18 protein-coding genes are annotated in these 20,837 nt (G+C 72.8%); 7 read left to right on the top strand and 11 right to left on the bottom strand.

What is annotated here, in order from left to right:
- The first annotated feature begins 44 nt into the window (after window positions 1–44).
- From iolD to SMA5143A_RS02305, 3 genes are all read left to right on the top strand, one after another.
- Window positions 45–1,934, top strand: coding sequence for a 3D-(3,5/4)-trihydroxycyclohexane-1,2-dione acylhydrolase (decyclizing) (gene iolD / locus SMA5143A_RS02315; protein WP_107461131.1), 1,890 nt, complete (start codon window positions 45–47; stop codon window positions 1,932–1,934).
- Between the two features lie 73 nt (window positions 1,935–2,007).
- On the top strand, window positions 2,008–2,817 hold the full coding sequence (locus SMA5143A_RS02310; protein ID WP_375136445.1) for a GntR family transcriptional regulator: 810 nt from the start codon (window positions 2,008–2,010) through the stop codon (window positions 2,815–2,817).
- A 145-nt stretch (window positions 2,818–2,962) separates the two neighbouring features.
- Window positions 2,963–4,024, top strand: coding sequence for a sugar ABC transporter substrate-binding protein (locus SMA5143A_RS02305; protein WP_107461129.1), 1,062 nt, complete (start codon window positions 2,963–2,965; stop codon window positions 4,022–4,024).
- 71 nt (window positions 4,025–4,095) lie between these two features.
- Here the strand turns inward: SMA5143A_RS02305 and SMA5143A_RS02300 are convergent, their stop codons facing one another.
- On the bottom strand, window positions 4,096–5,247 hold the full coding sequence (locus tag SMA5143A_RS02300) for a Gfo/Idh/MocA family protein (protein WP_107461128.1): 1,152 nt from the start codon (window positions 5,245–5,247) through the stop codon (window positions 4,096–4,098).
- Window positions 5,248–5,378: 131 nt separating this feature from the next.
- Between SMA5143A_RS02300 and SMA5143A_RS02295 the strand changes: the two genes are divergently transcribed.
- Window positions 5,379–6,383: a LacI family DNA-binding transcriptional regulator gene (locus tag SMA5143A_RS02295; protein WP_107461127.1), complete on the top strand. Its 1,005-nt coding sequence runs from the start codon at window positions 5,379–5,381 to the stop codon at window positions 6,381–6,383.
- A gap of 198 nt (window positions 6,384–6,581) precedes the next feature.
- A complete protein-coding gene (locus SMA5143A_RS02290) occupies window positions 6,582–8,831 on the top strand; it encodes an outer membrane protein assembly factor BamB family protein (protein WP_107461126.1) in 2,250 nt (749 codons plus the stop codon).
- Between the two features lie 62 nt (window positions 8,832–8,893).
- On the opposite strand, the gene SMA5143A_RS02285 is transcribed toward SMA5143A_RS02290, so the two are convergent.
- Genes SMA5143A_RS02285 through SMA5143A_RS02265 form a run of 5 tightly spaced genes read right to left on the bottom strand, consistent with a single transcriptional unit; the run spans window position 8,894 to window position 13,109 of the window.
- Window positions 8,894–9,325, bottom strand: coding sequence for an ankyrin repeat domain-containing protein (locus SMA5143A_RS02285; RefSeq protein ID WP_107461125.1), 432 nt, complete (start codon window positions 9,323–9,325; stop codon window positions 8,894–8,896).
- Window positions 9,326–9,365: 40 nt separating this feature from the next.
- Window positions 9,366–10,004, bottom strand: a complete 639-nt coding sequence (locus SMA5143A_RS02280) for a hypothetical protein (RefSeq protein ID WP_258193229.1) — start codon at window positions 10,002–10,004, stop codon at window positions 9,366–9,368.
- Window positions 10,005–10,009: 5 nt separating this feature from the next.
- Window positions 10,010–10,888, bottom strand: coding sequence for a carbohydrate ABC transporter permease (locus SMA5143A_RS02275; protein WP_107461124.1), 879 nt, complete (start codon window positions 10,886–10,888; stop codon window positions 10,010–10,012).
- Entirely contained in the window at window positions 10,885–11,826 is a 942-nt protein-coding gene (locus tag SMA5143A_RS02270) for a carbohydrate ABC transporter permease (RefSeq protein WP_107461123.1), read from the bottom strand. The genes SMA5143A_RS02275 and SMA5143A_RS02270 overlap by 4 nt, the downstream gene beginning before the upstream one ends.
- Window positions 11,823–13,109: an ABC transporter substrate-binding protein gene (locus tag SMA5143A_RS02265; protein WP_107461122.1), complete on the bottom strand. Its 1,287-nt coding sequence runs from the start codon at window positions 13,107–13,109 to the stop codon at window positions 11,823–11,825. Before SMA5143A_RS02265 ends, SMA5143A_RS02270 begins: the two co-directional genes overlap by 4 nt.
- 66 nt (window positions 13,110–13,175) lie before the next feature.
- On the opposite strand from SMA5143A_RS02265, the gene SMA5143A_RS02260 reads away from it, so the two are divergent.
- Window positions 13,176–14,525 (top strand): Gfo/Idh/MocA family protein, encoded by a 1,350-nt coding sequence (locus tag SMA5143A_RS02260; protein ID WP_107461121.1) that lies wholly within the window; start codon window positions 13,176–13,178, stop codon window positions 14,523–14,525.
- Between the two features lie 114 nt (window positions 14,526–14,639).
- On the opposite strand, the gene SMA5143A_RS02255 is transcribed toward SMA5143A_RS02260, so the two are convergent.
- Complete coding sequence (locus SMA5143A_RS02255) at window positions 14,640–15,863, bottom strand: cytochrome P450 (protein WP_107461120.1); 1,224 nt, start codon at window positions 15,861–15,863, stop codon at window positions 14,640–14,642.
- A 187-nt stretch (window positions 15,864–16,050) separates the two neighbouring features.
- Here SMA5143A_RS02255 and SMA5143A_RS02250 point away from each other — a divergent pair, with 187 nt between their 5' ends.
- Entirely contained in the window at window positions 16,051–16,539 is a 489-nt protein-coding gene (locus tag SMA5143A_RS02250) for an Immediate-early protein 2 (RefSeq protein ID WP_107461119.1), read from the top strand.
- 70 nt (window positions 16,540–16,609) lie between these two features.
- On the opposite strand, the gene SMA5143A_RS02245 is transcribed toward SMA5143A_RS02250, so the two are convergent.
- From SMA5143A_RS02245 to SMA5143A_RS02230, 4 genes are all read right to left on the bottom strand, one after another.
- Window positions 16,610–17,215 (bottom strand): TIGR03086 family metal-binding protein, encoded by a 606-nt coding sequence (locus tag SMA5143A_RS02245; protein WP_107461118.1) that lies wholly within the window; start codon window positions 17,213–17,215, stop codon window positions 16,610–16,612.
- Between the two features lie 34 nt (window positions 17,216–17,249).
- Window positions 17,250–18,032, bottom strand: coding sequence for a hypothetical protein (locus SMA5143A_RS02240; protein ID WP_258193228.1), 783 nt, complete (start codon window positions 18,030–18,032; stop codon window positions 17,250–17,252).
- Between the two features lie 61 nt (window positions 18,033–18,093).
- Window positions 18,094–19,251 carry an XdhC family protein gene (locus SMA5143A_RS02235; RefSeq protein ID WP_107461117.1) on the bottom strand — a complete coding sequence of 386 codons (1,158 nt, stop codon included), beginning with the start codon at window positions 19,249–19,251 and terminating at the stop codon, window positions 18,094–18,096.
- Window positions 19,252–19,340: 89 nt separating this feature from the next.
- Entirely contained in the window at window positions 19,341–20,804 is a 1,464-nt protein-coding gene (locus SMA5143A_RS02230) for an NCS2 family permease (RefSeq protein WP_107461116.1), read from the bottom strand.
- Between the last annotated feature and the right edge of the window lie 33 nt (window positions 20,805–20,837).

Raw genomic sequence — 20,837 nt, 5'->3', positions numbered from 1 at the left:
CCCCCGAAACCCCCCACCCACCCCTTCGTCCCAGTGAGGTCCCGATGAGCACCCCCTCCACCCGCCGGCTGACCGTCGCCCAGGCGCTGGTGCGGTTCCTGTCCGCGCAGTACACCGAGCGCGACGGCGTACGCCACCGGCTGATCGCCGGGACCTGGGGCATCTTCGGCCACGGCAACGTCGCGGGGGTCGGCCAGGCGCTGCTGGAGGCCGGCGAGGAGACCATGCCGTTCCACCAGGGCCGCAACGAGCAGTCCATGGTGCACGCCGCCGTCGGGTACGCCCGTCAGCTGAACCGGCTCTCCGCGCAGGCGGTCACCACCTCCATCGGGCCGGGCGCCACCAACCTCGTCACCGGCGCCGCCCTCGCCACCATCAACCGGCTGCCCGTGCTGCTGCTGCCCGGCGACTACTTCGCGACCCGCACCGCCGACCCGCTGCTCCAGCAGCTGGAGCACCCCACCGAGGCCGATGTGTCCGTGAACGACACCCTGCGGCCGGTCTCCCGCTTCTTCGACCGGATCACCCGCCCCGAGGCGCTGATCCCGGCCGCGCTCAACGCCATGCGGGTCCTCGCCGACCCCGTCGAGACCGGCGCCGTCACCCTCGCCCTGCCGCAGGACGTGCAGGCGGAGGCGTACGACTGGCCGGAGGAGTTCTTCGCCGAGCGTGTCTGGCGGGTGCGGCGTCCCGCGCCGGACCCGGTGGAGCTGGCCGAGGCGGTCCGGGCGATCCGTGCGGCGCGGCGGCCGCTCCTCGTCGCGGGCGGCGGCGTCCACCACAGTGAGGCGGAGGCGGCGCTGCGGGCGCTGGTGGAGGCCACCGGCATCCCGGTCGCGTCCACCCAGGCCGGCAAGGGCTCGCTGCGCCACGACCACCCGGCCGATCTCGGCGGCATCGGGCACACCGGCACCGCCGTCTGCGACGACATCGCCCGCACCGCCGATCTGATCATCGGGGTCGGCACCCGCCACACCGACTTCACCACCGCCTCCCACACCCTCTTCCAGGCCCCCGACGTCCGCTTCGTCAACCTCAACGTCGCCGCGTTCGACGCCCACAAGCTGGCGGCCCGGACCCTGGTCTGCGACGCGCGGGCCGGTCTGGAGGCGCTCACGGAGTCGCTCGCAGGGCACCGCGTGGAGGAGGCGTACGAGGCCGAGTACGGGGACGGCAAGCAGCGCTGGGAGCAGGTGGTGCGGGCCGCGTACACGCCGGCCGACGAGCACGCCGTGCCGACGCAGACACAGGTGCTGGGCGCCCTGGACGCGGTCGTGGGGGACGACGACGTCGTCATCAACGCGGCCGGTTCGCTCCCCGGCGACCTGCACAAGCTGTGGCGGGCCCGCGGCCCCCGCCAGTACCACCTGGAGTACGGCTACTCCTGCATGGGCTACGAGATCCCCGCCGCGATCGGCGTCCAGCAGGCGGCGCCCGGCACGGCCGTGTGGGCGCTGGTCGGCGACGGCACGTATCTGATGATGCCGACGGAGATCGTGACCGCAGTCCAGGAGGGGCTGCCCGTCAATCTGGTCCTCGTCCAGAATTACGGCTACGCCTCCATCGGCGGGCTGTCGGAGTCGGTGGGCGCTGAACGGTTCGGCACCGCCTACCGCTACCGCGTCGCCGACGGCACCTTCACCGGGGCCCCGCTGCCGGTGGACCTGGCCGCGAACGCGGCCAGCCTCGGCATGGACGTCATCCGCGCCAAGACCGTGCGGGAGCTGCGCGACGCCCTGGCCGCGGCCCGCGCCTCGGACCGGCCGACCTGCGTGTACGTGGAGACCGACCCGACGCCCACCGCGCCCCCGGCGGAAGCCTGGTGGGACGTTCCGGTGGCGGAGACCGCCGCCCGCCCGGCCGCGGTCGAGGCCCGCGCGACGTACGACCGGGAGGTCGCCGCCCGGCGCCGGCATCTCCGCCCGGGGACGTGAGCGGCAGGGACCGCGGCCGGTCCGGGAGCCGTCCGGCACCCGCGACGGGTGGCGGGCTTGTCAGGACAACGAAATGACAGGGCTTCCTGTCATCCGGACGGGCGGTTACCCTCGGACCGTGACCAGCGCGACCACAGGGAGTACAGAGAAGCTCGACCTCCGAGTCGACCGGAGCAGCCCGGTGCCGCTGTACTACCAGCTGGCCCGGCAGCTGGAGTCCGCCATCGAGCAGGGGGCCCTGGGCCCGGGCAGCCTGCTGGGCAACGAGATCGAGCTCGCGGGCCGCCTCGGCCTGTCCCGGCCGACCGTGCGGCAGGCCATCCAGTCCCTCGTCGACAAGGGCCTGCTCGTGCGCCGTCGGGGCGTGGGCACGCAGGTCGTGCACAGCCAGGTCAAGCGTCCGCTGGAGCTGAGCAGTCTCTACGACGACCTGGAGGCGGCGGGCCAGCAGCCCACGACCCAGGTGCTGCTGAGCGAGATCCGGCCCGCCTCCGCCGGGGTCGCCGCGGCCCTGGGCCTCGCCGAGGGCGCGGAGGTCCACCTCTTCGAACGGCTCCGCCTCACCCACGGCCAGCCGGTGGCGTTCCTGTCCAACTACGTCCCGGCGGGCCTGCTGGACCTCGACACCGAGCGGCTGGAGGCGACGGGCCTGTACCGGATGATGCGCAACGCCGGCATCACCCTGCACAGCGCCCACCAGACGGTCGGCGCCCGGATCGCCGCCCCCGAGGAGGCGGAGCGGCTCGGCGAGCCCGAGGGGGCCGCCCTCCTCACCATGCAGCGCACGGCGTACGACGACACGGGCCGGGCCGTCGAGTACGGCAGCCACATCTACCGGGCCTCCCGCTACTCCTTCGACTTCCAGTTGCTGGTCCGCACCTGACGCCCGGACCACGGCGCCCAGCTCCCCGGAAACCGCGGGTCAGCAGGAAGACCGGTGGGGGTACTAGATTGGGCAGCGGAGGCCGCGGCATGGTCGGCCCCCGCCTGATCTCCCGCAAGCAACCGTTCGCAAGGGAGAACCAGTCGTGAAGACCAGACGCGTCCGCCGTATCGGCCTCGGTGCCGTCAGTGCTCTCGTCGTCACCGTGCTCGGCGCCTGCGGCGGCTCCGCTTCCGACCCGGGCGGCGCCACGGTGGTGGGTGTCGACTACCCCCGCTCGGACACCGACTTCTGGAACGCGTTCATGCAGTACACCCCCGGGTTCGCCGAGGAACTCGGGCTGGAGCTGAAGACCACCAACTCGCGGAACGACGTGGCGAAACTCGCCACCAACTCCCAGAGCCTCATCATCCACGGCGTGGAGGGCGTGGCCCTGGCCCCCCAGAACACCGCCGCGACCACGCCGGTCCTGCGGCAACTCGCCGCCCAGAAGATCCCCGTGGTCACCCTGGACACCCGTCCCGACACCGGCGACGTCTACATGGTGGTGCGCGCCGACAACCGCGCGTACGGGGAGAAGGCCTGCCGGTTCCTCGGCACCAAGCTCGGCGGCGAGGGCAAGGTCGTCATGCTCCAGGGAGACCTCGCCTCCGTCAACGGCCGCGACCGCACCGACGGGTTCAACGCGTGCATGAAGAAGCACTATCCCCGGATCAAGGTCTTCGGAGAGACCACGAACTGGGACGGGACCATCGCGGCGCAGAAACTGCAGGCGAATCTCACCGCCCACCCCGACATCAAGGGCATCTACATGCAGTCCAGCCTGGCGCTCTCCGGCAGCCTGCAAGTACTCAAGCAGCAAGGTCTGCTGGTCGGCCCGGAGGACAAGAGGCATGTGTTCGTGGTCGCCAACGACGGCACACCCCGGGAGCTCAAGGAGATCGCCGAGGGCAAGATCGACGCCACGGTCTCCCAGCCCGCCGACCTCTACGCCAAATACGCCCTGTACTACCTACAGGCGGCGATCGAGGGCAAGACGTTCAAGCCCGGCGGGACGGACCACGACAGCACGATCGTACGGATCCGCGACGGTGTCCTGGAGGACCAGCTGTCCGCCCCCCTGGTCACCGCGGACGGCGGGACCTACGACGGGGTGCCCAGCCTCAGGAGCGACGACACGTCCCTCTGGGGCAACAACCTGGACTGATCGCGCACGGCCCGCCCGTCGCGCCGAATCCTCCGGTCTCAGGAGCCGGCGGCCGGTGGTCGTCGGCCGGCTCAGAGGCTCACCCACGCGCCGGACTCGGCGGAGCGGCTCATCGCGTCGAGGGCGGTGGCGCTGAGCACGGCGTCGGCCGGGGTGGCGCCGTACGGGGTGCCCTCGGCGATCGAGCGCAGGAAGTGGTGGGCCTCGATGACCTTGAGGTCGTCGTAACCCATGGCGTTGGCGGAGCCCGGCTGGAACGCCTCGTACGCTCCGTGGCCCGGACCGACGAAGACGGTGCTGACGGACTGGTCCTGGTAGGCCGTGCCCCGGCTGACGCCCAGCTCGCCCATGCGGCGGAAGTCCCACAGGACGGCGCCCTTGGTGCCGTGGACCTCGAAGCCGTAGTTGTTCTGCTCGCCGACGGCGACCCGGCTCGCCTCCAGGACGCCCCTCGCGCCGGAGGCGAAGCGGAGCAGGCAGTTGACGTAGTCCTCGTTCTCGACGGGGCCGAGTTCCCCTCCGGTCGCGCGGGTGTGACCGGCGGTGGCGCCGGTGGGGCGGGCCCGTTCGGGGACGAAGATCGCGGTGTCGGCGGTGAGGGCGGTGATGTCGCCGAGGAGGAAGCGGGCGAGGTCGACGCCGTGCGAGGCGAGGTCGCCGAGGACGCCGCTGCCGCCGCGCTCACGCTCGTACCGCCAGGTCAGGGCACCCTCGGGGTGGGCGGCGTAGTCGCTGAAGAGGCGGACGCGGACATGGGTGACGGTGCCGATCTCACCGGCGGCGATCAGCTCGCGGGCGTACGCGACGGCGGGGGCGTTGCGGTAGTTGAAGCCGACGGTGCCCTGAACGCCGGCCTTCGCGACCGCGTCGGCGACGGCGCGGGCGTCGGCGGCGGTGAGCCCGACGGGCTTCTCGATCCAGATGTGCTTGCCCGCCTCGGCCATGGCGACGCCGATCTCGCGGTGCAGGAAGTTCGGCGCGGTGATGCTCACGGCGTGCACGCGCGGGTCGGCGGCCACCTCACGCCAGTCGCGGGCGGTGGTCGCGAACCCGAACCGCTCGGCTGCCTCCTCCGCCCGGCCGGGCACGTCCTCGACGACGGTGACCAGCTCGGGGCGTACGGGAAGCCGCGGGAAGTGGTGCGGCACGCGCGCGTACGCCTGGGTGTGCACCCGCCCCATCCAGCCGAACCCCACGACGGCGACACCGAGCGCACTCACCATGACTGCCCTTCTTCGGACCCACCGGACCGGCTTTGGACCGTTCCAGAACATACGCCGTTCACCTTGGAGCGAGCCTCCGCAGCTGTCAAGCCCTTTGACAACCGCATCGGCTCTGTGGAACGGTCCACACCATGAGACCTCCGACGATCCGCGATGTCGCCGAGCGCGCCGGCGTGTCGAAGTCCCTGGTCTCGCTGGTGCTGCGCGGCTCCGAGCAGGTGCGCCCCGAGAAGCGGGAGGCCGTGCTGGCGGCCGTGGACGAGCTGGGCTACCGGCCCAACGCGGCCGCGCGCAGCCTGAGCGAACGCCGGACCCGTACGGTCGGCGTCCTCCTGAACGACATGCGCAACCCCTGGTTCGTGGAGCTGCTGGACGGTCTGAACTCCCGGCTGCACGACAACGGTCTGCGCATGCTGCTGGCCGACGGCCACCTCAACCGGCGTCTCGGGGAGGATCTCACCCGGACCTTCACCGAGCTGCGGGTCGACGGTCTGATCGCGGTCGGCACCCTGCCCCCTTCGGAGGCGCTGCGCGCGGCGGCCGCGCAGGTGCCCACGGTGGTCGCCGGGGCCCGTGAGCCGACGCTCCCCCATGTCGATGTCGTCGCGGGCGACGACCAGTCGGGCGCCCGGCTCGCCACCGAGCACCTCATCGCCCTCGGCCACCGGCGGATCGGACACATCGCGGGGGACGGTGTGGTCGGCGCGCTGCGCCGCCGCAGCTTCGAGACGGTCATGCGCGAGCACGGCCTGTCCGACCTGGCGGCCGTCGAGCGCGGCGACCTGACGGAGGAGGGCGGCTACCGCGCCACGGTCCGGCTCCTCAGCGCCCCCGAACGCCCCACCGCGGTCCTGGCGTTCAACGACATGTCCTGCGTCGGCGCCCTCTCCGCCGCCGAGGAACTGGGCCTGAGGGTGCCGCGCGACCTGTCCCTGGTCGGCTACGACAACACCTATGTCTCCCGGCTGCGCCATCTGTGGCTCACCACTGTGGACAACGCCAGCCACGACGTCGGCCGCCGCGCCGCCCAGTGCCTCCTGGACCGCATCGCCGACCCCACCCGTCCGGCCCGAGTCGTCCTGACCACCCCGACCTTGGAGATCCGCGGCACGACGAGCCCGCCGGCGGGACGCTGAGCCGCACGACGTGCGGGCCAGCGAGCCGGTGCGTCCGCCAGGAGCAGCGGGAGGCCGGGTCCGCCCACGGCCTCGGGTGAGGCCCCCCACATACTCGTCGGGAACCGAACCGGTGGTTCCGCGGATCTCCAGTGCGGAGGCGCCGGAGCAACTGGTTCACTCCGGACGCACGGCACTTGACGGGATGGAAGGCGGGACATGGCCGACGGGATGGGGGCGAGACCCGGGGCGGACGGCTTCGCGGCGCCGGCGGACGTGGATCCGCCGCGGGTGGGGCGGTACCGGATCGTCGCGCGGCTCGGCGAGGGCGGTATGGGGCGGGTGTACCTGGGCCGGTCGCCGAGCGGGCGCGCGGTGGCGGTGAAGGTGGTGCGGCCCGATCTCGCCCAGGACCCCGACTTCCGGCGCCGGTTCGCCCGTGAGGTGGGCGCGGCCCGCAAGGTCAACGGGTTCTTCACCGCCGGGGTCGTCGAGGCCGACCCCGAGGGGTCACCGGCGTGGCTGGCGACGGCGTACGTGCCCGGTGTCTCCCTCGGTGAGGCGGTCGTCCGGCACGGGGCATGGCCCGAGGACGCGGTGCTGGCGCTCGCGGCAGGGCTGGCCGAGGCGTTGGAGGCGATCCATGGCGCGGGAGTGATCCACCGGGATCTGAAGCCGTCGAACGTCCTGCTGGCGGCGGACGGGCCACGCGTGATCGACTTCGGGATCTCGGCCGCCACCGACTCCGGTGCCAGCAGGCTCACCCAGCCCGGCATGCTGATCGGCACGCCCGGCTTCATGTCGCCCGAGCAGCTCACCGGCAAGCCCGTCGGCCCGGCCAGTGACGTCTTCGCCCTGGGCGGGGTGCTGGCGTTCACCGCGGCGGGCCGGAGCGCCTTCGGTACCGGCGCGGCCGAGGCCCTCAACTTCCGTGCCGTGTACGAGGAACCGGACCTGGACGCGCTCCCGGCCCGGGTGCGGGCCCTGGTCGCCGACTGCCTGGCCAAGGATCCCGGCGAGCGCCCCACCGTCGGCGCGCTGCTGGACCGGCTGGCCGAGGAGCGGTGGGGACAGGACGCCCACCAGGACGCGCACGAGGTCGGCTGGCTGCCCGGTCCGGTCGCCGCCGATGTCCGTGCGCGCGCCACGGCACCTCAGGCGCCGGTACCGGCGACGCCCGATCCGCGGCTGCTGCTGTGGTCCTCCCGGGCCGCGGGGCCGACCGGCCCGGCGGCCCCGCACGTCGAACCGCCACGGCAGTCCACCGCCCCGGACGCGCCCGCCCCGCATCCTCCACGGGGACACGAGCACCCGCAGGACGCCACGGCGCCAGGGCACCCTCAGGACGCCGCGGCACCACGGCACCCTCAGGACACCACTGCGCCACGACCCGGACGGCAGACCGGGCTCTCCCGGAGGCGGCTCCTGCTCGGCCTCGCCGGAGCGGGCGTCGCCGGGGCCGGGTACACGACGTGGCGGCTCCTCGACGGCACCGAGCGCCGCCCGGGGCAGCGGCTGTGGACGTTCTCCACCGGCAAGACGGTCAACTCGACACCGGCGGTGGCCGGCGGGGTCGTCTACATCGGCAGCGACGACCGCCGTCTGTACGCGCTGGACGCGGCCACGGGCAAGAAGCGCTGGGCGTTCGAGACGGGTGACCGGGTCCAGTCGTCGCCGGCCGTGGTGGACGGGGTCGTCTACGTCGGCAGCGGCGACGGCCTGCTGTACGCGGTGGACGCGGTCACCGGCAAAAGGCGGTGGCAGTACCCGGCGGGCGCGATTCACTCGGCACCGGTGGTGGTGGACGGGATCGTCTACACCGGCAGCGCGGACGGGCTGCACGCCGTGGACGCGGCCACGGGCGAGAAGCGCTGGACGGCGCTCACGCCCAGCTATGTGGACACCATGCCGGCCGTGGTCGACGGGGTCGTCTACGTCGGCAGCGGCGACGGCCTGCGGGCAGTGGACGCGGCGACCGGCACGGAACGATGGTCGGCGCTCACGGACCACACCTTCTCCTCGTCGCCGGCGGTGGCGAAGGGGCGTGTCTACATCGGCGGCATCGACGGGCTGTACTGCGTGAACGCCTCCGACGGCATGGAGTACGACGATTTTCCGGGCGGGGGCCCCGTCGGCTCCTCCTCGCCGACGGTCGCCGACGGGGTGGTCTACGTCGGTGGCGACAGTGGCGACCTGTACGGAGTCGACGCCGTCACCGCCAAGCAGCGCCTGAAGTTCCCGACGGCGGACAGTGTCGACTCACAGCCGGCGGTGGTGGACGGCGTCCTCTACTTCGGCAGCGACGACGGCAACCTGTACGCGGTGGACGTCGAGACTACCGAACAGAGGTGGCGGTTCTCGGCGGGCGACAGCATCGACAGCTTCTTCACGCCCTCGTCGCCGGTGGTGACCGACGGCGTGCTCTACATCGGCGACTACGCGGGCAAGGTCTACGCGATAGCGGTCTGAGCCGGCGGGAGCCGACCGCAGGGGTGACAGCACCCGTCCCGGCCGTCACGCGGCCCCGAACGTCACGCGGTCCCGTCGAGCGGGTGGGCTCCCGCTGCCAGCAGCAGTGCCGCCGTCTCCGGGTGGGGGCCGTGCTCCGCCCAGTAGAGCGGGGGGCGGCCCGTGCCGTGGTCCTCGCGGAGGTTGGGGTCGGCGCCGTGCGCGAGGAGTTCGCGCACGGTGTCCGTGTGGCCCCAGCAGGCGGCCCCGCACAGCGGCGTGCCTTCCGCGCCGTGCCCGCTCTCGGTGTCGGGCGGGGCGCCGGCGGCCAGCAGCCGGCGGACCGTGTCGGACGCCCCGTGCACGGATGCCGCGTACAGCGGTGTCGTACCGTCGGCGTCGGCCGTCGCGGGGCAGGCACCGGCCCGGAGCAGCACGTCGACCGTGGCGGTGTCACCGACCGACGCGGCCCGGACGAGACGTACGGACAGCTTCTTCTGCCGCCTTCTGTTCACTGCTCCCCCAGCCCACGCGACGAGTTCGGGCCTCACCCCATCACACGCCCTCCTGGGAGGCGACCTCTTTTCCGCGCGCTGCCGCCACCCCGGCTCCCTTGGTGGCCCCGCGTACGTCGATCGCGGTGAGGGCGAGGGCCAGCAGTCCGGGGACGAGGAACGCCAGGGGCAGCAGCATCCAGGCGCACAGGGCGGCCGTCAGCACGGCCAGGACCACCAGGGCGCTGCCGCCCGGGTCGCGCACGGCGTCGTGGGCGGCCCCGCGTACCGCGCCGGGCCAGTCGACGGCGGACTCGGGGCGGGCGCAGGCCCGCAGGCCGACCACGGCGGCGCAGACGCCGACGGCGGCGACCGCCAGGCCGAGGGCGGGGCCGCCGGGCAGGCCCGCGGAGACCAGCGCCAGGTCGACGAGGAGGAGGCCGAGACCGGCGAGGGTGACGAGCCCGGCGGCGACGTCACCGGACCGCAACCGCCGCCGCAGCCCGCCGAGGAACCGCCGGGCGGTCACCGGCCGCCCGTCGCGTACGCCCCGCAGCACCTCGCAGGCCGTGGACAGCGCGGCGGGCAGCGTCACCAGCGGCAGGCTCACCACCGCCACGGCGACGCCGACGGCCAGCACATCGGCGAACAGCGACATCCTCGGTCCGAAGATCTCGCCCGGCTCGCGGTCGGTCCGCATCGCGCTCACCCCTTGATCCCGGAGTTGGCCATGCCCTCCACCAGGAACCGCTGGAAGGCGAGGAAGAACAGCACGATCGGCAGCAGCGCGATGACCGACATGGCGAACATCGGGCCGAACGCTGAGGTGCTCGACGCGTCCACGAAGGACCTGAGCGCCAGGGTCAGGGTGAACTTCTCCGGGGAGAAGAGGTAGATCAGCTGGGTGAAGAAGTCGTTCCAGGTCCAGATGAACGTGAAGATGGCGGTGGTGATCAGGGCCGGGCGCGTCAGCGGCAGGATCACCAGGAAGAAGCTCCGGAACGGTCCACAGCCGTCGATCCTGGCCGCCTCCTCCAGTTCCCTCGGCAGTCCCCGCATGAACTGCACGATGAGGAAGACGAAGAACGCCTCGGTGGCCAGGAACTTCGGCAGGATCAGCGGCCAGTAGGTGTTCACCATGCCGAGCTGGTTGAAGATGATGTACTGCGGGATCAGCACCGCGTGGTGCGGCAACATGATCGTCGCGATCATGAAGGCGAAGAGCGGTCCACGGAAGCGGAATCGAAGGCGGGCGAAGGCGTACGCCGCGAGGGAGCAGGACAGGACGTTCCCGAGGACCGCGCCGGTCGCGATCAGCAGGGAGTTGCCGAGCAGCCTGCCGACCGAGACGTCGTTGACGCCTTCCAGGGCGGTCTCGTAGTTGGACCATTCCAGACGGCCGGGCAGCAGGTCGAGGCTCGCGATGACCTCGTCCGCCGGTTTCACCGAGGTCGCGAGGAGCCAGGCCAGCGGGTAGAGCATGATCAGCAGGGCGGCCAGGCACGCTGCGTGCAGGGCCAGGCGCCGCCAGGCGAAGGGCCCGCGTGCGGTGGCGGTGGCGGGCGTTGTCGTGGTGGTGGTCATCGGTCCCCCTCGGAGGCGTAGAAGACCCAGGAGCGGGACGTGCGGAACAGGACGGCGGTGACCACGCCGATGGCGAGCAGCAGGGCCCAGGCCATGGCGGAGGCGTAACCCATGTGGGAGGCGACGAAGCCGCGGTCGTAGAGGTAGAGCGTGTAGAAGAGGGTGGAGTCGGCGGGGCCGCCCTTGCCCGCGCTGATCGCGAAGGCGGGGGTGAAGACCTGGAAGGCCTGGATGGTCTGGAGGACCACGTTGAAGAAGATCACCGGTGACAGCATCGGCACGGTGATCGACAGGAACCGGCGCCATCGCCCGGCGCCGTCGACCTCGGCCGCCTCGTACAACTCCCCCGGGATCTGCTGGAGTCCGGCGAGGAAGATGACCATCGGGGCGCCGAACTGCCACACCGTCAGCAGGGCCACCGCGAGCAGCGCCCAGCCGGGCTTGTTGACCCAGCCGCCGGTGCCGAGCAGCTGGTCGACCGTGCCGCCGTCGTTGAAGATCGCCCGCCAGACGAGGGCGATGGACATGGAGGCGCCGAGGAGGGACGGGGCGTAGAACGCGGACCGGTAGAAGGCCTTGCCGTGCCGCATGTTCTTCAGGGCCAGTGCCACGACGAGGGCGAGGGCCAGTTGCAGGGGGACGGCGATGACGACGTACGTGAGGGTCGCCCCGACCGAACGCCAGTAGCGGGGGTCCTCGGTGAACATCTGCGTGTAGTTGCGCAGGCCCACCCAGTTGGGCGCGTCGAACAGGTCGTAGTCGGTGAAGGAGAGGTAGAGCGACACGGCCATCGGGAGCAGGGTGAGGACGCAGGCGCCCAGTACCCACGGGGAGAGGAACACCCAGGCGGCGCCCTCGCGTCGGGGCCCGCGGGCGGGCCTGGCGGGGGGTGCGGCGCCCTCGCCCCGTACGGTCGTCGGCATCTGTGTGGTGGTCATGACCTCAGCTCCGCCTTCGCCTCGGTGAGGTAGTTCTCGGCGGCCTCTCGGGGGGACATCCGCTCGTACGACACCTGGTCGTAGTCGCGTTGGAAGGTGGTCTGCAGGGCGCTGTCACCGGAGGGGGGCGCCTGGGGCGGCGCCTTCAACTCGCCCTCCAGGGAAGCCTGGTAGTCGTAGATGGTCCGGTCGAAGTCCTTGAGGTCCGGCGCGATCTCCTCGCGGAGGGTCTCGTTGACGGGGATGCCGCGGGTGGCGCCGAGGATCTTCGCGGCCTCGGGGTCGTTCAGCATGAAGTCGACGAGGCGGACGGACTCCTCGGGGTGACTCGTGTCGGCGGCCACGCCCATGAACATCGACGGCTTGAAGTACTGGCCGGGTGTGCCGTCCTCGCCCGAGGGCATCGGCGCGAGCGTGACCTCGCCGTCGGGGAGGAGCCCGAGGTAGCCGCTGGCCGGGGCGTCCCAGTTGTTGTCGGACAGGGCCCTGCCGCGGCCGAGCGGGGTGTTCTCCACCGTGCCGTCGAGCTGGGTGGTCTCCTCGGCGGGCGAGACGGCGCCCTCCCGGCGCAGCCGGTCGGTGAACGTCCAGTAGCGGGTCAGGTCGTCCGCCGTGAAGCCGAGTCGCCGGTCCTCGGTGTAGAGGGCCTTGCCGCGGCCGCGCAGCCAGACCTCGAAGGCGTCCTCGCTCCAGCCGGGGTCCGTGCCGCCCGGCCGCCCGGTCTTCCGCGCCAACTCCCGCATGGTGTCGGCCCAGTCGTGCCACGTCCAGCCCTCGCGGGGCGCGGCGACCCCGGCCGCCTTCCACTGCTTCGCGTCGTACACGACGGTCTCGGTGCCGCGGGCCTGGGGAATCGCGTACTGCCTGCCGTCGACCTTCCCGGTGGCGAGGAGCCCGGTGTCGAACGCGTCGGTGTCGAGGGCGGCCCGCTGCTCGGCGAAGTCCAGCAGGACGCCCCCGGAGGCGTACTGGTCGATCATGCGGTAGTCGAGCTGCATGACGTCGGGCGCGTCACCGCCGGCGGCCTGGGTCGCCAGCTTCTGCTTGTAGGCGTCGTAACCGGAGAACGAGGTCTGCACCTCGATCCCGGGGTGCTTCTTCTCGAAGAGGTCGACGGCCTGCTGGGTTCTCGCCGCCCGGTCGGGGTTGCCCCACCAGGTGTAGCGCAGGACGACCTTGCCGCCGCCGCCCGACTCCTCCGCGCCCGAGCAGCCGCCGAGCACCGCGCACAGAGCGAGGACCACGGCCGTCGCGGAGGACTTCCTTGTCCTGTTTCCGGGCATGAGTGGGTCACCTCTTTCACTAGAAAGCGCTTCCACCCCCCGTACGAGACCCTAGGGAAGGTCCGGATGTCACAACAAGACCCCTGCACCGTCTCCGTGGGCCGCCGCCGGGCCGCCGTCGTCGGACTCGGCGCCCGCGCACGGATGTTCACCGAGGCGCTGACGGGGCCCTTCGCGGACCGGATCGACCTCGTCGGCCTCTGTGACACCAACGCGCACCGCATGGCCGTCCACAACACCTGGATCGCCGCCGACCACCCCGGCCGGGCGCCCGTACCGGCCTACGCCGCCGGGGAGTTCGAGGACATGCTGCGGCGCGAGCGGGTCGACCTGGTGGTGGTGTGCGGCGTGGACCGGTCCCACGACCACTACATCGTGCGGGCCCTGGAGGCGGGCTGCGACGTCGTCACCGAGAAGCCGATGACCACCGACGCCGGGCGCGCCCGCCGCATCCTGGACGCGCGCCGCCGGACGGGCCGCGAGGTGCGGGTCGCCTTCAACTACCGCTACAACCCGGTGCACTCGGCCGTTCGGGAGCTGCTCGCGAGCGGTGAGATCGGCGAGGTCGGCTCGGTGCACTTCGAGTGGCTGCTCGATCTGCGGCACGGCGCCGACTACTTCCGCCGCTGGCACCGCGACAAGGCGAACTCCGGCGGGCTGCTGGTCCACAAGTCGACCCACCACTTCGACCTGGTCAACTGGTGGCTCGGCACCCGCGCCGAGACGGTCTTCGCCCAGGGCGGCCTCTTCTTCTACGGCGACGAGGCGGGCCGGCGCCGAGGACTCGCCCGCGACTACGACCGCGCCCACGGCTCCCCGGCCGCCGAGGGCGACCCCTTCGCCCTGCGCCTCGAGGACTCCCCCGTCCTCAGCGCGCTCTACCTGGACGCCGAGCGGGAGGACGGCTACCACCGCGACCGGAACGTCTTCGGGCCCGGCGTCACCATCGAGGACGACATGGCGGTCCTCGTGCGGTACGCGTCCGGGGCGACCCTGACGTACCACCTGACGGCGTACGCGCCCTGGGAGGGCTACCGCATCGCCTTCAACGGCAGCGAGGGCCGTCTGGAGCTGCTGGTGGAGGAGTCGACGTGGACCCGCCCGCACGTCCGGGTCACCGGGGCGAGCCCCGTCCTGCACGGCACGGAGACCGGCGACGGGGCCGGACGGACCGAGCTGCTCGTACGGCGGTTCTGGGAGCGGCCGCGTGAGGTGAGGGTCGCGACGGGCGAGGGCGGGCACGGCGGCGGGGACGTACGGATGCTGGCCGACCTGTTCGGTGACCGCGTCCCCGACGGGCTGGGCCGCGCCGCGGACGCGGTGGACGGGGCGAGGTCCCTGGTGACGGGGCTGGCGGCGAACCGGTCACTGGTGACGGGGGCGCCGGTGGCCGCGCGGGAGGTGCTGGACGTGTGAGTCGACCAGGGCTCTTCTGACGGATCTCCGTGGGAGTCGCGGTGATCCGAGGTCCCCTTAGGGCGATGACCTGTCCGCCGTCGGGGTAGCCAGCCCGTTCCCCGCCCGGCGGGGTCACCAGACGAGGTCGAGGCTCTCCGGGGAGCGGTGGATCAGGGTCGGCCGCATGACGATCCGTTGGTCGTCCGCGAGGCGCAGCCCCGGGAGCCGGCGGGTCAGGAGCTCCAGGGTGATGCGGAGTTGTTCGCGGGCGAGGGTGGAGCCGGGGCAGGCGTGGACGCCGAGGCCGAAGGAGAGATGACGGGCGGCGGCGGTGCGGGTGATGTCGAAGTCGTCGGGGTCCGGGTGGCGGGAGCCGTCGCGGTTGGCGCCGCCGAACGCGAGGAACACCGGGGAGCCGGCGGGCAGTTCGGTGCCCGCGAGGGTGACGGCCCGGGTGGTGACCCGGCGGAAGCCCTGGAGGGCCGTGTCGTACCGGGCGGCCTCCTCGATGGCGGCCGGGATGCGGTCGGGGTGGGCGCACAGCAGCTCCCACTGGCGGGGGTGGCGCAGGAGGTGCAGAAGGGTCGTGCCGATGAGGGCCGTGGTCGTCAGATGCCCGGCGATGAGCAGGTTCTGAAGATGGGCGACCAGCTCATGACGCTGATCGAGCGTCAGTTCGCCGTCGCCCGGCCCGGCGACGGAGGTGATGAGGTCGGTGACCAGGTCCTCACGGGGGTCGGCGCGGCGGGCACGGACGAACGCGTCGACGCGGTGGGACATCGCCACCACGTCCTCGGCGGCGGCGATCTGCTCGGCCTCCGTCAGGGGCCGGAAGAGCAGTTCCTCGAGCCGGTGACCGCCGTGCACCAGGGCCGGTACGTCCGCCGGGTCGAACCCGACGAGGCGCCCGATGACGTCGCCGGGCAGCTTCCCGGCGTAGGCGGCCATCAGTTCGACCCGGCCGTCCTTCTCGAAGCCGTCGAGGAGCGCGGCGGCCCGCTCGGCGGCGTACGGGAGGACGGCGCCGACCCGCGCGGGCGACAGGCCGCGCGCGATGGGTGCCCGAAGCGCCTGGTGCGGGGCCCCGTCGGCGGTCACGACGACCGGACGGCCGCCGAAGCCGCCGGCCAGCACGGCCAGGGCGGCGGGCGCGGGCATCACGTCGGGGCGCAGCGCGTTGGCCGACGAGAAGTCCTCCGGCCGCCGCAGCACCTCCCGCACGTCCGCGTCCCGGACCACCAGCCACGAGTCCAGCTCCGGCACATAGGTGAGCCCCTCCGCCGCCCGCGCCCGCGCGTAGTGCGGATACGGATCCCGCTGCAACTCGTCGAGCCTGGCGTGCAGTTCACGGTCCACGGGGGTGCACCTTCCGGCCGGGGCGGGACGTGCGGACGGGGCTCATGCTGCCGTACGCGGGGTGGCGGCGGTAGGTCCCGCGCGGCTTGCCTGCTCGCGTCCGGTAGCGCGGGCAGTGGTCGTTCGTGGGGCGGGGACGGTGGGATGCGTCCGCCGTGTCCCCGATTGTTCACCTACGATCGGCTTCGTGGTCCTCTTCTCCCTCGAACGCCTCTCCAGCCTCCCCACCGACCTGGCCTGGCAGCGTCTCACCGACTGGCATCGCCACGCCGACGTCGTCCCCCTGACCCGGGTCACCGTCCGCACTCCTCCCCCGACCGCCGAGGGCACGGTCTTCGTCGCCCGCAGCGGTGTCGGCCCCCTCGCCTTCGACGATCCGATGGAGGTGGTGGTGTGGCAGCCGCCGGAGAGCGGGGGTGCGGGGCGGTGTCGGCTCGTCAAGCACGGGTCCCTGGTGAAGGGCTGGGCCGAGATCGAGGTCCGTCCCTACGGCGACGTCGTGGGAGCCGGACCCGACTCCGCCTCCATGCCCGTCGCTTCGCGTGTCCTGTGGCGCGAGGAACTGCGCGTCCACCGGCTGCCGGGCTTCTGCGACCGGCCCCTCGGGTGGGTGTCCCGGCGGATGTTCGGGCGCGCGATGGACGGGCTGTTGGAGGAGACGCCCTCCGGGCGCTGAGCACCTCCAGGGGTTCGTACTCGACCGTGCGACCGGCTGCCGAAGGCGTCCCACGTCGCCGCGAGCAGGGTCAAGAGGCGCTCCAGTGGGGGTCGCGGCCGAGGTGGCGCAGGAGGACCGCCACGTCGTCGTCGCCCTCGTCGGGGGTCAGGGCCGCGGCGTACGCGCCGTAGGGGCGGAGCGGTTCGACGATCTCCTTGGCGACCTTGAGGAGGGGGCGGGCCAGCTCTGGGGTGAGCGGTGACGGTCCGCCCGTCGCCCGGGCGATGTCCCAGGCGTGGACCGCCGCGTCCAGGCCGCACGCCGCCGAGCCGGACCACGGGGACAGCTTGTGCGGCGGTACCGGCACGGGCACCTCGGCGGCGTCCCGGTCGGCCCCCGCCCACGCCTTCGCCGCGCGGGCCAGGGCGTCCTCCAGGAACGCCACCGGGTCCGCCCCCTCCAGGTCGCCCGACGGGGCGAACGGGTCGAAGTCGGGGCCGGGTTCGCCGGTCAGCGCGGCGGCGTAGCCGATCTGGTCGCCGACGGCGTGCTGGAAGACCTGGGTGACGGTCCATTCCGCGCAGGGCGTCGGCAGGTGCCAGCCGTCGGCGGGGACGGCGCGGACCGCCGTGCGCAGTGCCTCGTGGGAGGCGTCCAGGACGTCCCAGCCGCTGGAGGTCATGTCATCGCTCATCAGGGGTTCCCCGTTCGTGGTGCCGTCATCGTGGTCAGTGGTGCGGGGTGCTGTCGCGGGGGGTGGCGAGGCCGTCCCGGCGGTCGCGGTCGCCGTCACCCGTCGTGCTGAGGAGGGTGTCGCAGATCTCGCGGAGCTTGTCGGTGGCCTGCTTGGAGAACAGGCCGCACAGGCCGGCTATGCCGGAGAAGCCGTACGGGTTGGTGGCGCCGGCGCCGGAGCTGCCGGCGAAGAGGCCGCCGCGCAGCAGCAGGTAGACGAGGAGCGCGAGGGCCACACCGATGCCGGCGCGCAGCAGGTACCACCAGAGCCAGCTGGCGTAGAGCCGCCGGTTGCCGACGTACGTCGCGAACGAGGTGGCCGCGTGGACGAAGCTGCCGAGCGCGCTGCACACCACCACGGCCAGCAGCATCGCCGTGTCCGCGGTCAGCGCCCAGTTCCCGAAGCCGAACGGTGACCAGCGGGCGGTGGCCGCGGGGTCCGCCCCCGGTTCGACCGTCGCCAGGACCACCGGCCACAGGGTCACGAGGGCGCCGCAGACGAAGACCACGTCGACGAGGAGGAAGAGGCCGAGCAGGGTGGTCGCGGGTGTCGACAGCCGACGCTCGTCGCGGGTTCCGTCGGCTCCCCCGCCGGCCTCGCCGTCGCCGGGGCCCGCGCCCGTGCCACCGTCGCCGCCGTCCAGGCCGGTGGCGCCGTCGGGACCCTCGTCCATGCCGGTGGTGCCGTCGGGGCCCTCGTCCATGCCCTCGCCCGCGCCGTGCCCCGTGCTCACCGTGCTCAACTGGCCGCCCCCGTCGTGCTGTTGCCGTGTCACCGACGGTCAACCCTGCCGTCCGGGCGGTCAAGTCACAAGTCGGGGGAAGCCTGAAGGGGCGTCAGGACACCCTCAGGCTCTGCACGTCCGCCGGGTTCGACGACGGGCCGTCGTGGTGGATCGGCGTGTGCGCGCCCGTCAGGGGGACCCCGGTGCCGCCGCGTCGGTGGGCGACGATCTCGGAGGCGATGGACAGGGCCGTCTCCTCGGGGGTGCGGGCGCCGAGGTCCAGGCCGATGGGTGAGCGGAGGCGGGCCAGCTCCAGGTCGGTGACGCCTTCCTCGCGGAGGCGTCGCTCACGGTCGAGGTGGGTGCGGCGGGAGCCCATCGCGCCGACGTAGGCGACGGGCAGGCGCAGGGCGAGACGCAGCAGCGGTACGTCGAACTTCGCGTCGTGGGTGAGGACGCACAGGACGGTCCGGGCGTCGACGTCCGTGCGCTCCAGGTATCGGTGCGGCCACTCGACGACGATGTCGTCCGCCTCCGGGAAGCGGGTGCGGGTGGCGAAGACGGGGCGGGCGTCGCAGACGGTCACGTGGTAGCCGAGGAACGTGCCGATCCGGACGAGCGCGGACGCGAAGTCGATGGCTCCGAAGACGATCATCCGGGGCGGTGGGACGGAGGACTCCACCAGAACCGTGAGCGGCGCTCCGCAACGTGAGCCCTGCTCTCCGATCTCCAGGGTGCCGGTGCGGCCGGTGTCCAGGAGGGCGCGGGCCTCGGCGACGACCGTGCGGTCCAGTTCGGGGTGGGCGCCGAAGCCGCCGTCGTACGAGCCGTCCGGGCGGACCAGCAGGGCCCGGCCGCGCAGGTCCGCCGGGCCGGAGACGATCCGGGCCAGCGCCGCCGCCCTGCCGCCCGCCGCCGAGGCGAGCGCGGCGGCGACCACCGGGCGGACGGGGTCGCCGGCCCGCACCGGGGTCACGAGGATGTCGATGATCCCGCCGCAGGTCAGGCCGACGGCGAAGGCGTCCTCGTCGCTGTAGCCGAAGCGTTCGAGGACCGGTTCGCCGTCCTCCAGCGCCTGTCGGCACAGCTCGTAGACGGCGCCCTCCACACAGCCGCCGGAGACCGAGCCGATCGCCGTGCCGTCGGCGTCCACCGCGAGGGCGGCGCCCGGCTGCCGAGGGGCGCTGCCGCCGACGGCAACCACGGTGGCCACGGCGAAGTCGCGCCCCTGCCCCACCCACCGGTGCAGCTCGTCGGCGATGTCCAGCATCTCTCGGTCTCCTCACGTACGACGGTTGCGCGGACGGTACCGGACGGCGGACCCGGACCTCGCCCGGCCGGTGCGCGCCCGGCCGGGGCTCAGTGCACGCCGAGCCAGCTCTCGATCGGGTCGAGCGCGAAGAAGACGACGAACACCGCCGTCAGGCCCCACATGAACGCGCAGATCTCCCGCGCCCGGCCCTGGGCGAGCTTGACGGCGACGTACGAGACGACTCCGGCCGCGACGCCCGCGGTGATGGAGTACGTGAACGGCATGATCACGACGGTCAGGAAGACGGGGACCGCGGTGGCGCGGTCGGACCAGTCGACGTGCCGGGCGTTGGTCATCATCATGGCGCCGATGACGACCAGGGCCGCCGCCGCGACCTCGCCGGGGACGATCGCCGTCAGCGGGGTGAAGAACAGACAGGCGGCGAAGAACAGTCCGGTGACGACCGAGGACAGCCCGGTACGGGCGCCCTCGCCGACGCCGGTCGCCGACTCGACGAACACGGTCTGGCCGGAGCCGCCCGCCACACCGCCGATCGCGCCGCCCGCGCCGTCGATGAACAGCGCCTTGGACAGGCCGGGCATCCGGCCCCTGTCGTCGGCGAGGCCCGCCTCCGTGCCCACGCCGATGATGGTGGCCATCGCGTCGAAGAACCCGGCGAGGACGAGGGTGAAGACGATCATGCCGACCGTCATCGCGCCGACGTCGCCCCAGCCCCCGAACTCGACGCGCCCGAACAGCGAGAAGTCCGGCATCGACACCGCGCTGCCGTGCAACTCCGGTGCGCCGCCCGCCCATTGCCTCGGGTCGATGACGCCGAGGGCGTTGAGGGCCACGGCGAGGACGGTGCCGCCGACGATGCCGAGCAGGATCGCGCCGGGGACACCACGGGCCTGGAGCATGAAGATCGCGAGGAGGGTGGCCGCGAAGAGCAGGACGGGCCAGCCGGCGAGTTCACCGGCGGGGCCGAGGGTGACGGGGGTCGCCTTGCCCTGGTGCACGAAGCCGGCCTTGTAGAAGCCGATCAGGGCGACGAACAGTCCGATGCCCATGGTGATCGCGTGCTTCAGGGCCAGCGGGATCGCTTTCATGATCATCTCGCGGAGGCCGGTGACGACCAGCAGCATGATGATCACGCCGTACATCACGCACATGCCCATCGCCTGCGGCCAGGTCATCCGCGGGGCGACCTGCGAGGCGATGACGCCGGAGACGGACAGGCCCGCGGCGAGGGCGAGCGGCACCCTGCCGACGAAGCCCATGAGGAGGGTGCTGACGGCCGCCGCGAGGGCGGTCGCCGTGATCAGTGCCTTCTGGCCGAGCGTGGCGCCAGCGGCGTCCGGGCCGGACAGGATGAGCGGGTTGAGCAGGAGGATGTACGCCATCGCCATGAAGGTGGTGACGCCGCCGCGGACCTCACGGGCGACGGAGGACCCTCGGGCGGTGATGTGGAAGTACCGGTCGAGTGGGGACCCGCCGGCGGGGACGCGGGGTTCCGCGGCCGCGTCGTCCGCTGACGCGTCGGTCTTCGGCTGGAGGGACTGCTGGGTCATGTGGGCCTGCTCCCAAGGTTCACAGGGGCCCCC

This window comes from Streptomyces sp. MA5143a (assembly GCF_900290235.1).
In the GTDB taxonomy this organism is placed as follows: domain Bacteria; phylum Actinomycetota; class Actinomycetes; order Streptomycetales; family Streptomycetaceae; genus Streptomyces.
This window is presented reverse-complemented; position numbering and strand designations above follow the sequence as displayed.

What these genes read in the sequence shown, in the direction of transcription:
- iolD (WP_107461131.1), top strand. Translation starts at nt 45, where the DNA reads ATGAGCACCCCCTCCACCCGCCGGCTGACCGTCGCCCAGGCGCTGGTG.
- SMA5143A_RS02310 (WP_375136445.1), top strand. Translation starts at nt 2,008, where the DNA reads ATGACAGGGCTTCCTGTCATCCGGACGGGCGGTTACCCTCGGACCGTG.
- SMA5143A_RS02300 (WP_107461128.1), bottom strand. Translation starts at nt 5,247, where the DNA reads ATGGTGAGTGCGCTCGGTGTCGCCGTCGTGGGGTTCGGCTGGATGGGG.
- SMA5143A_RS02295 (WP_107461127.1), top strand. Translation starts at nt 5,379, where the DNA reads ATGAGACCTCCGACGATCCGCGATGTCGCCGAGCGCGCCGGCGTGTCG.
- SMA5143A_RS02290 (WP_107461126.1), top strand. Translation starts at nt 6,582, where the DNA reads ATGGCCGACGGGATGGGGGCGAGACCCGGGGCGGACGGCTTCGCGGCG.
- SMA5143A_RS02280 (WP_258193229.1), bottom strand. Translation starts at nt 10,004, where the DNA reads ATGCGGACCGACCGCGAGCCGGGCGAGATCTTCGGACCGAGGATGTCG.
- SMA5143A_RS02275 (WP_107461124.1), bottom strand. Translation starts at nt 10,888, where the DNA reads ATGACCACCACCACGACAACGCCCGCCACCGCCACCGCACGCGGGCCC.
- SMA5143A_RS02270 (WP_107461123.1), bottom strand. Translation starts at nt 11,826, where the DNA reads ATGACCACCACACAGATGCCGACGACCGTACGGGGCGAGGGCGCCGCA.
- SMA5143A_RS02265 (WP_107461122.1), bottom strand. Translation starts at nt 13,109, where the DNA reads ATGCCCGGAAACAGGACAAGGAAGTCCTCCGCGACGGCCGTGGTCCTC.
- SMA5143A_RS02260 (WP_107461121.1), top strand. Translation starts at nt 13,176, where the DNA reads ATGTCACAACAAGACCCCTGCACCGTCTCCGTGGGCCGCCGCCGGGCC.
- SMA5143A_RS02245 (WP_107461118.1), bottom strand. Translation starts at nt 17,215, where the DNA reads ATGAGCGATGACATGACCTCCAGCGGCTGGGACGTCCTGGACGCCTCC.
- SMA5143A_RS02235 (WP_107461117.1), bottom strand. Translation starts at nt 19,251, where the DNA reads ATGCTGGACATCGCCGACGAGCTGCACCGGTGGGTGGGGCAGGGGCGC.
- SMA5143A_RS02230 (WP_107461116.1), bottom strand. Translation starts at nt 20,804, where the DNA reads ATGACCCAGCAGTCCCTCCAGCCGAAGACCGACGCGTCAGCGGACGAC.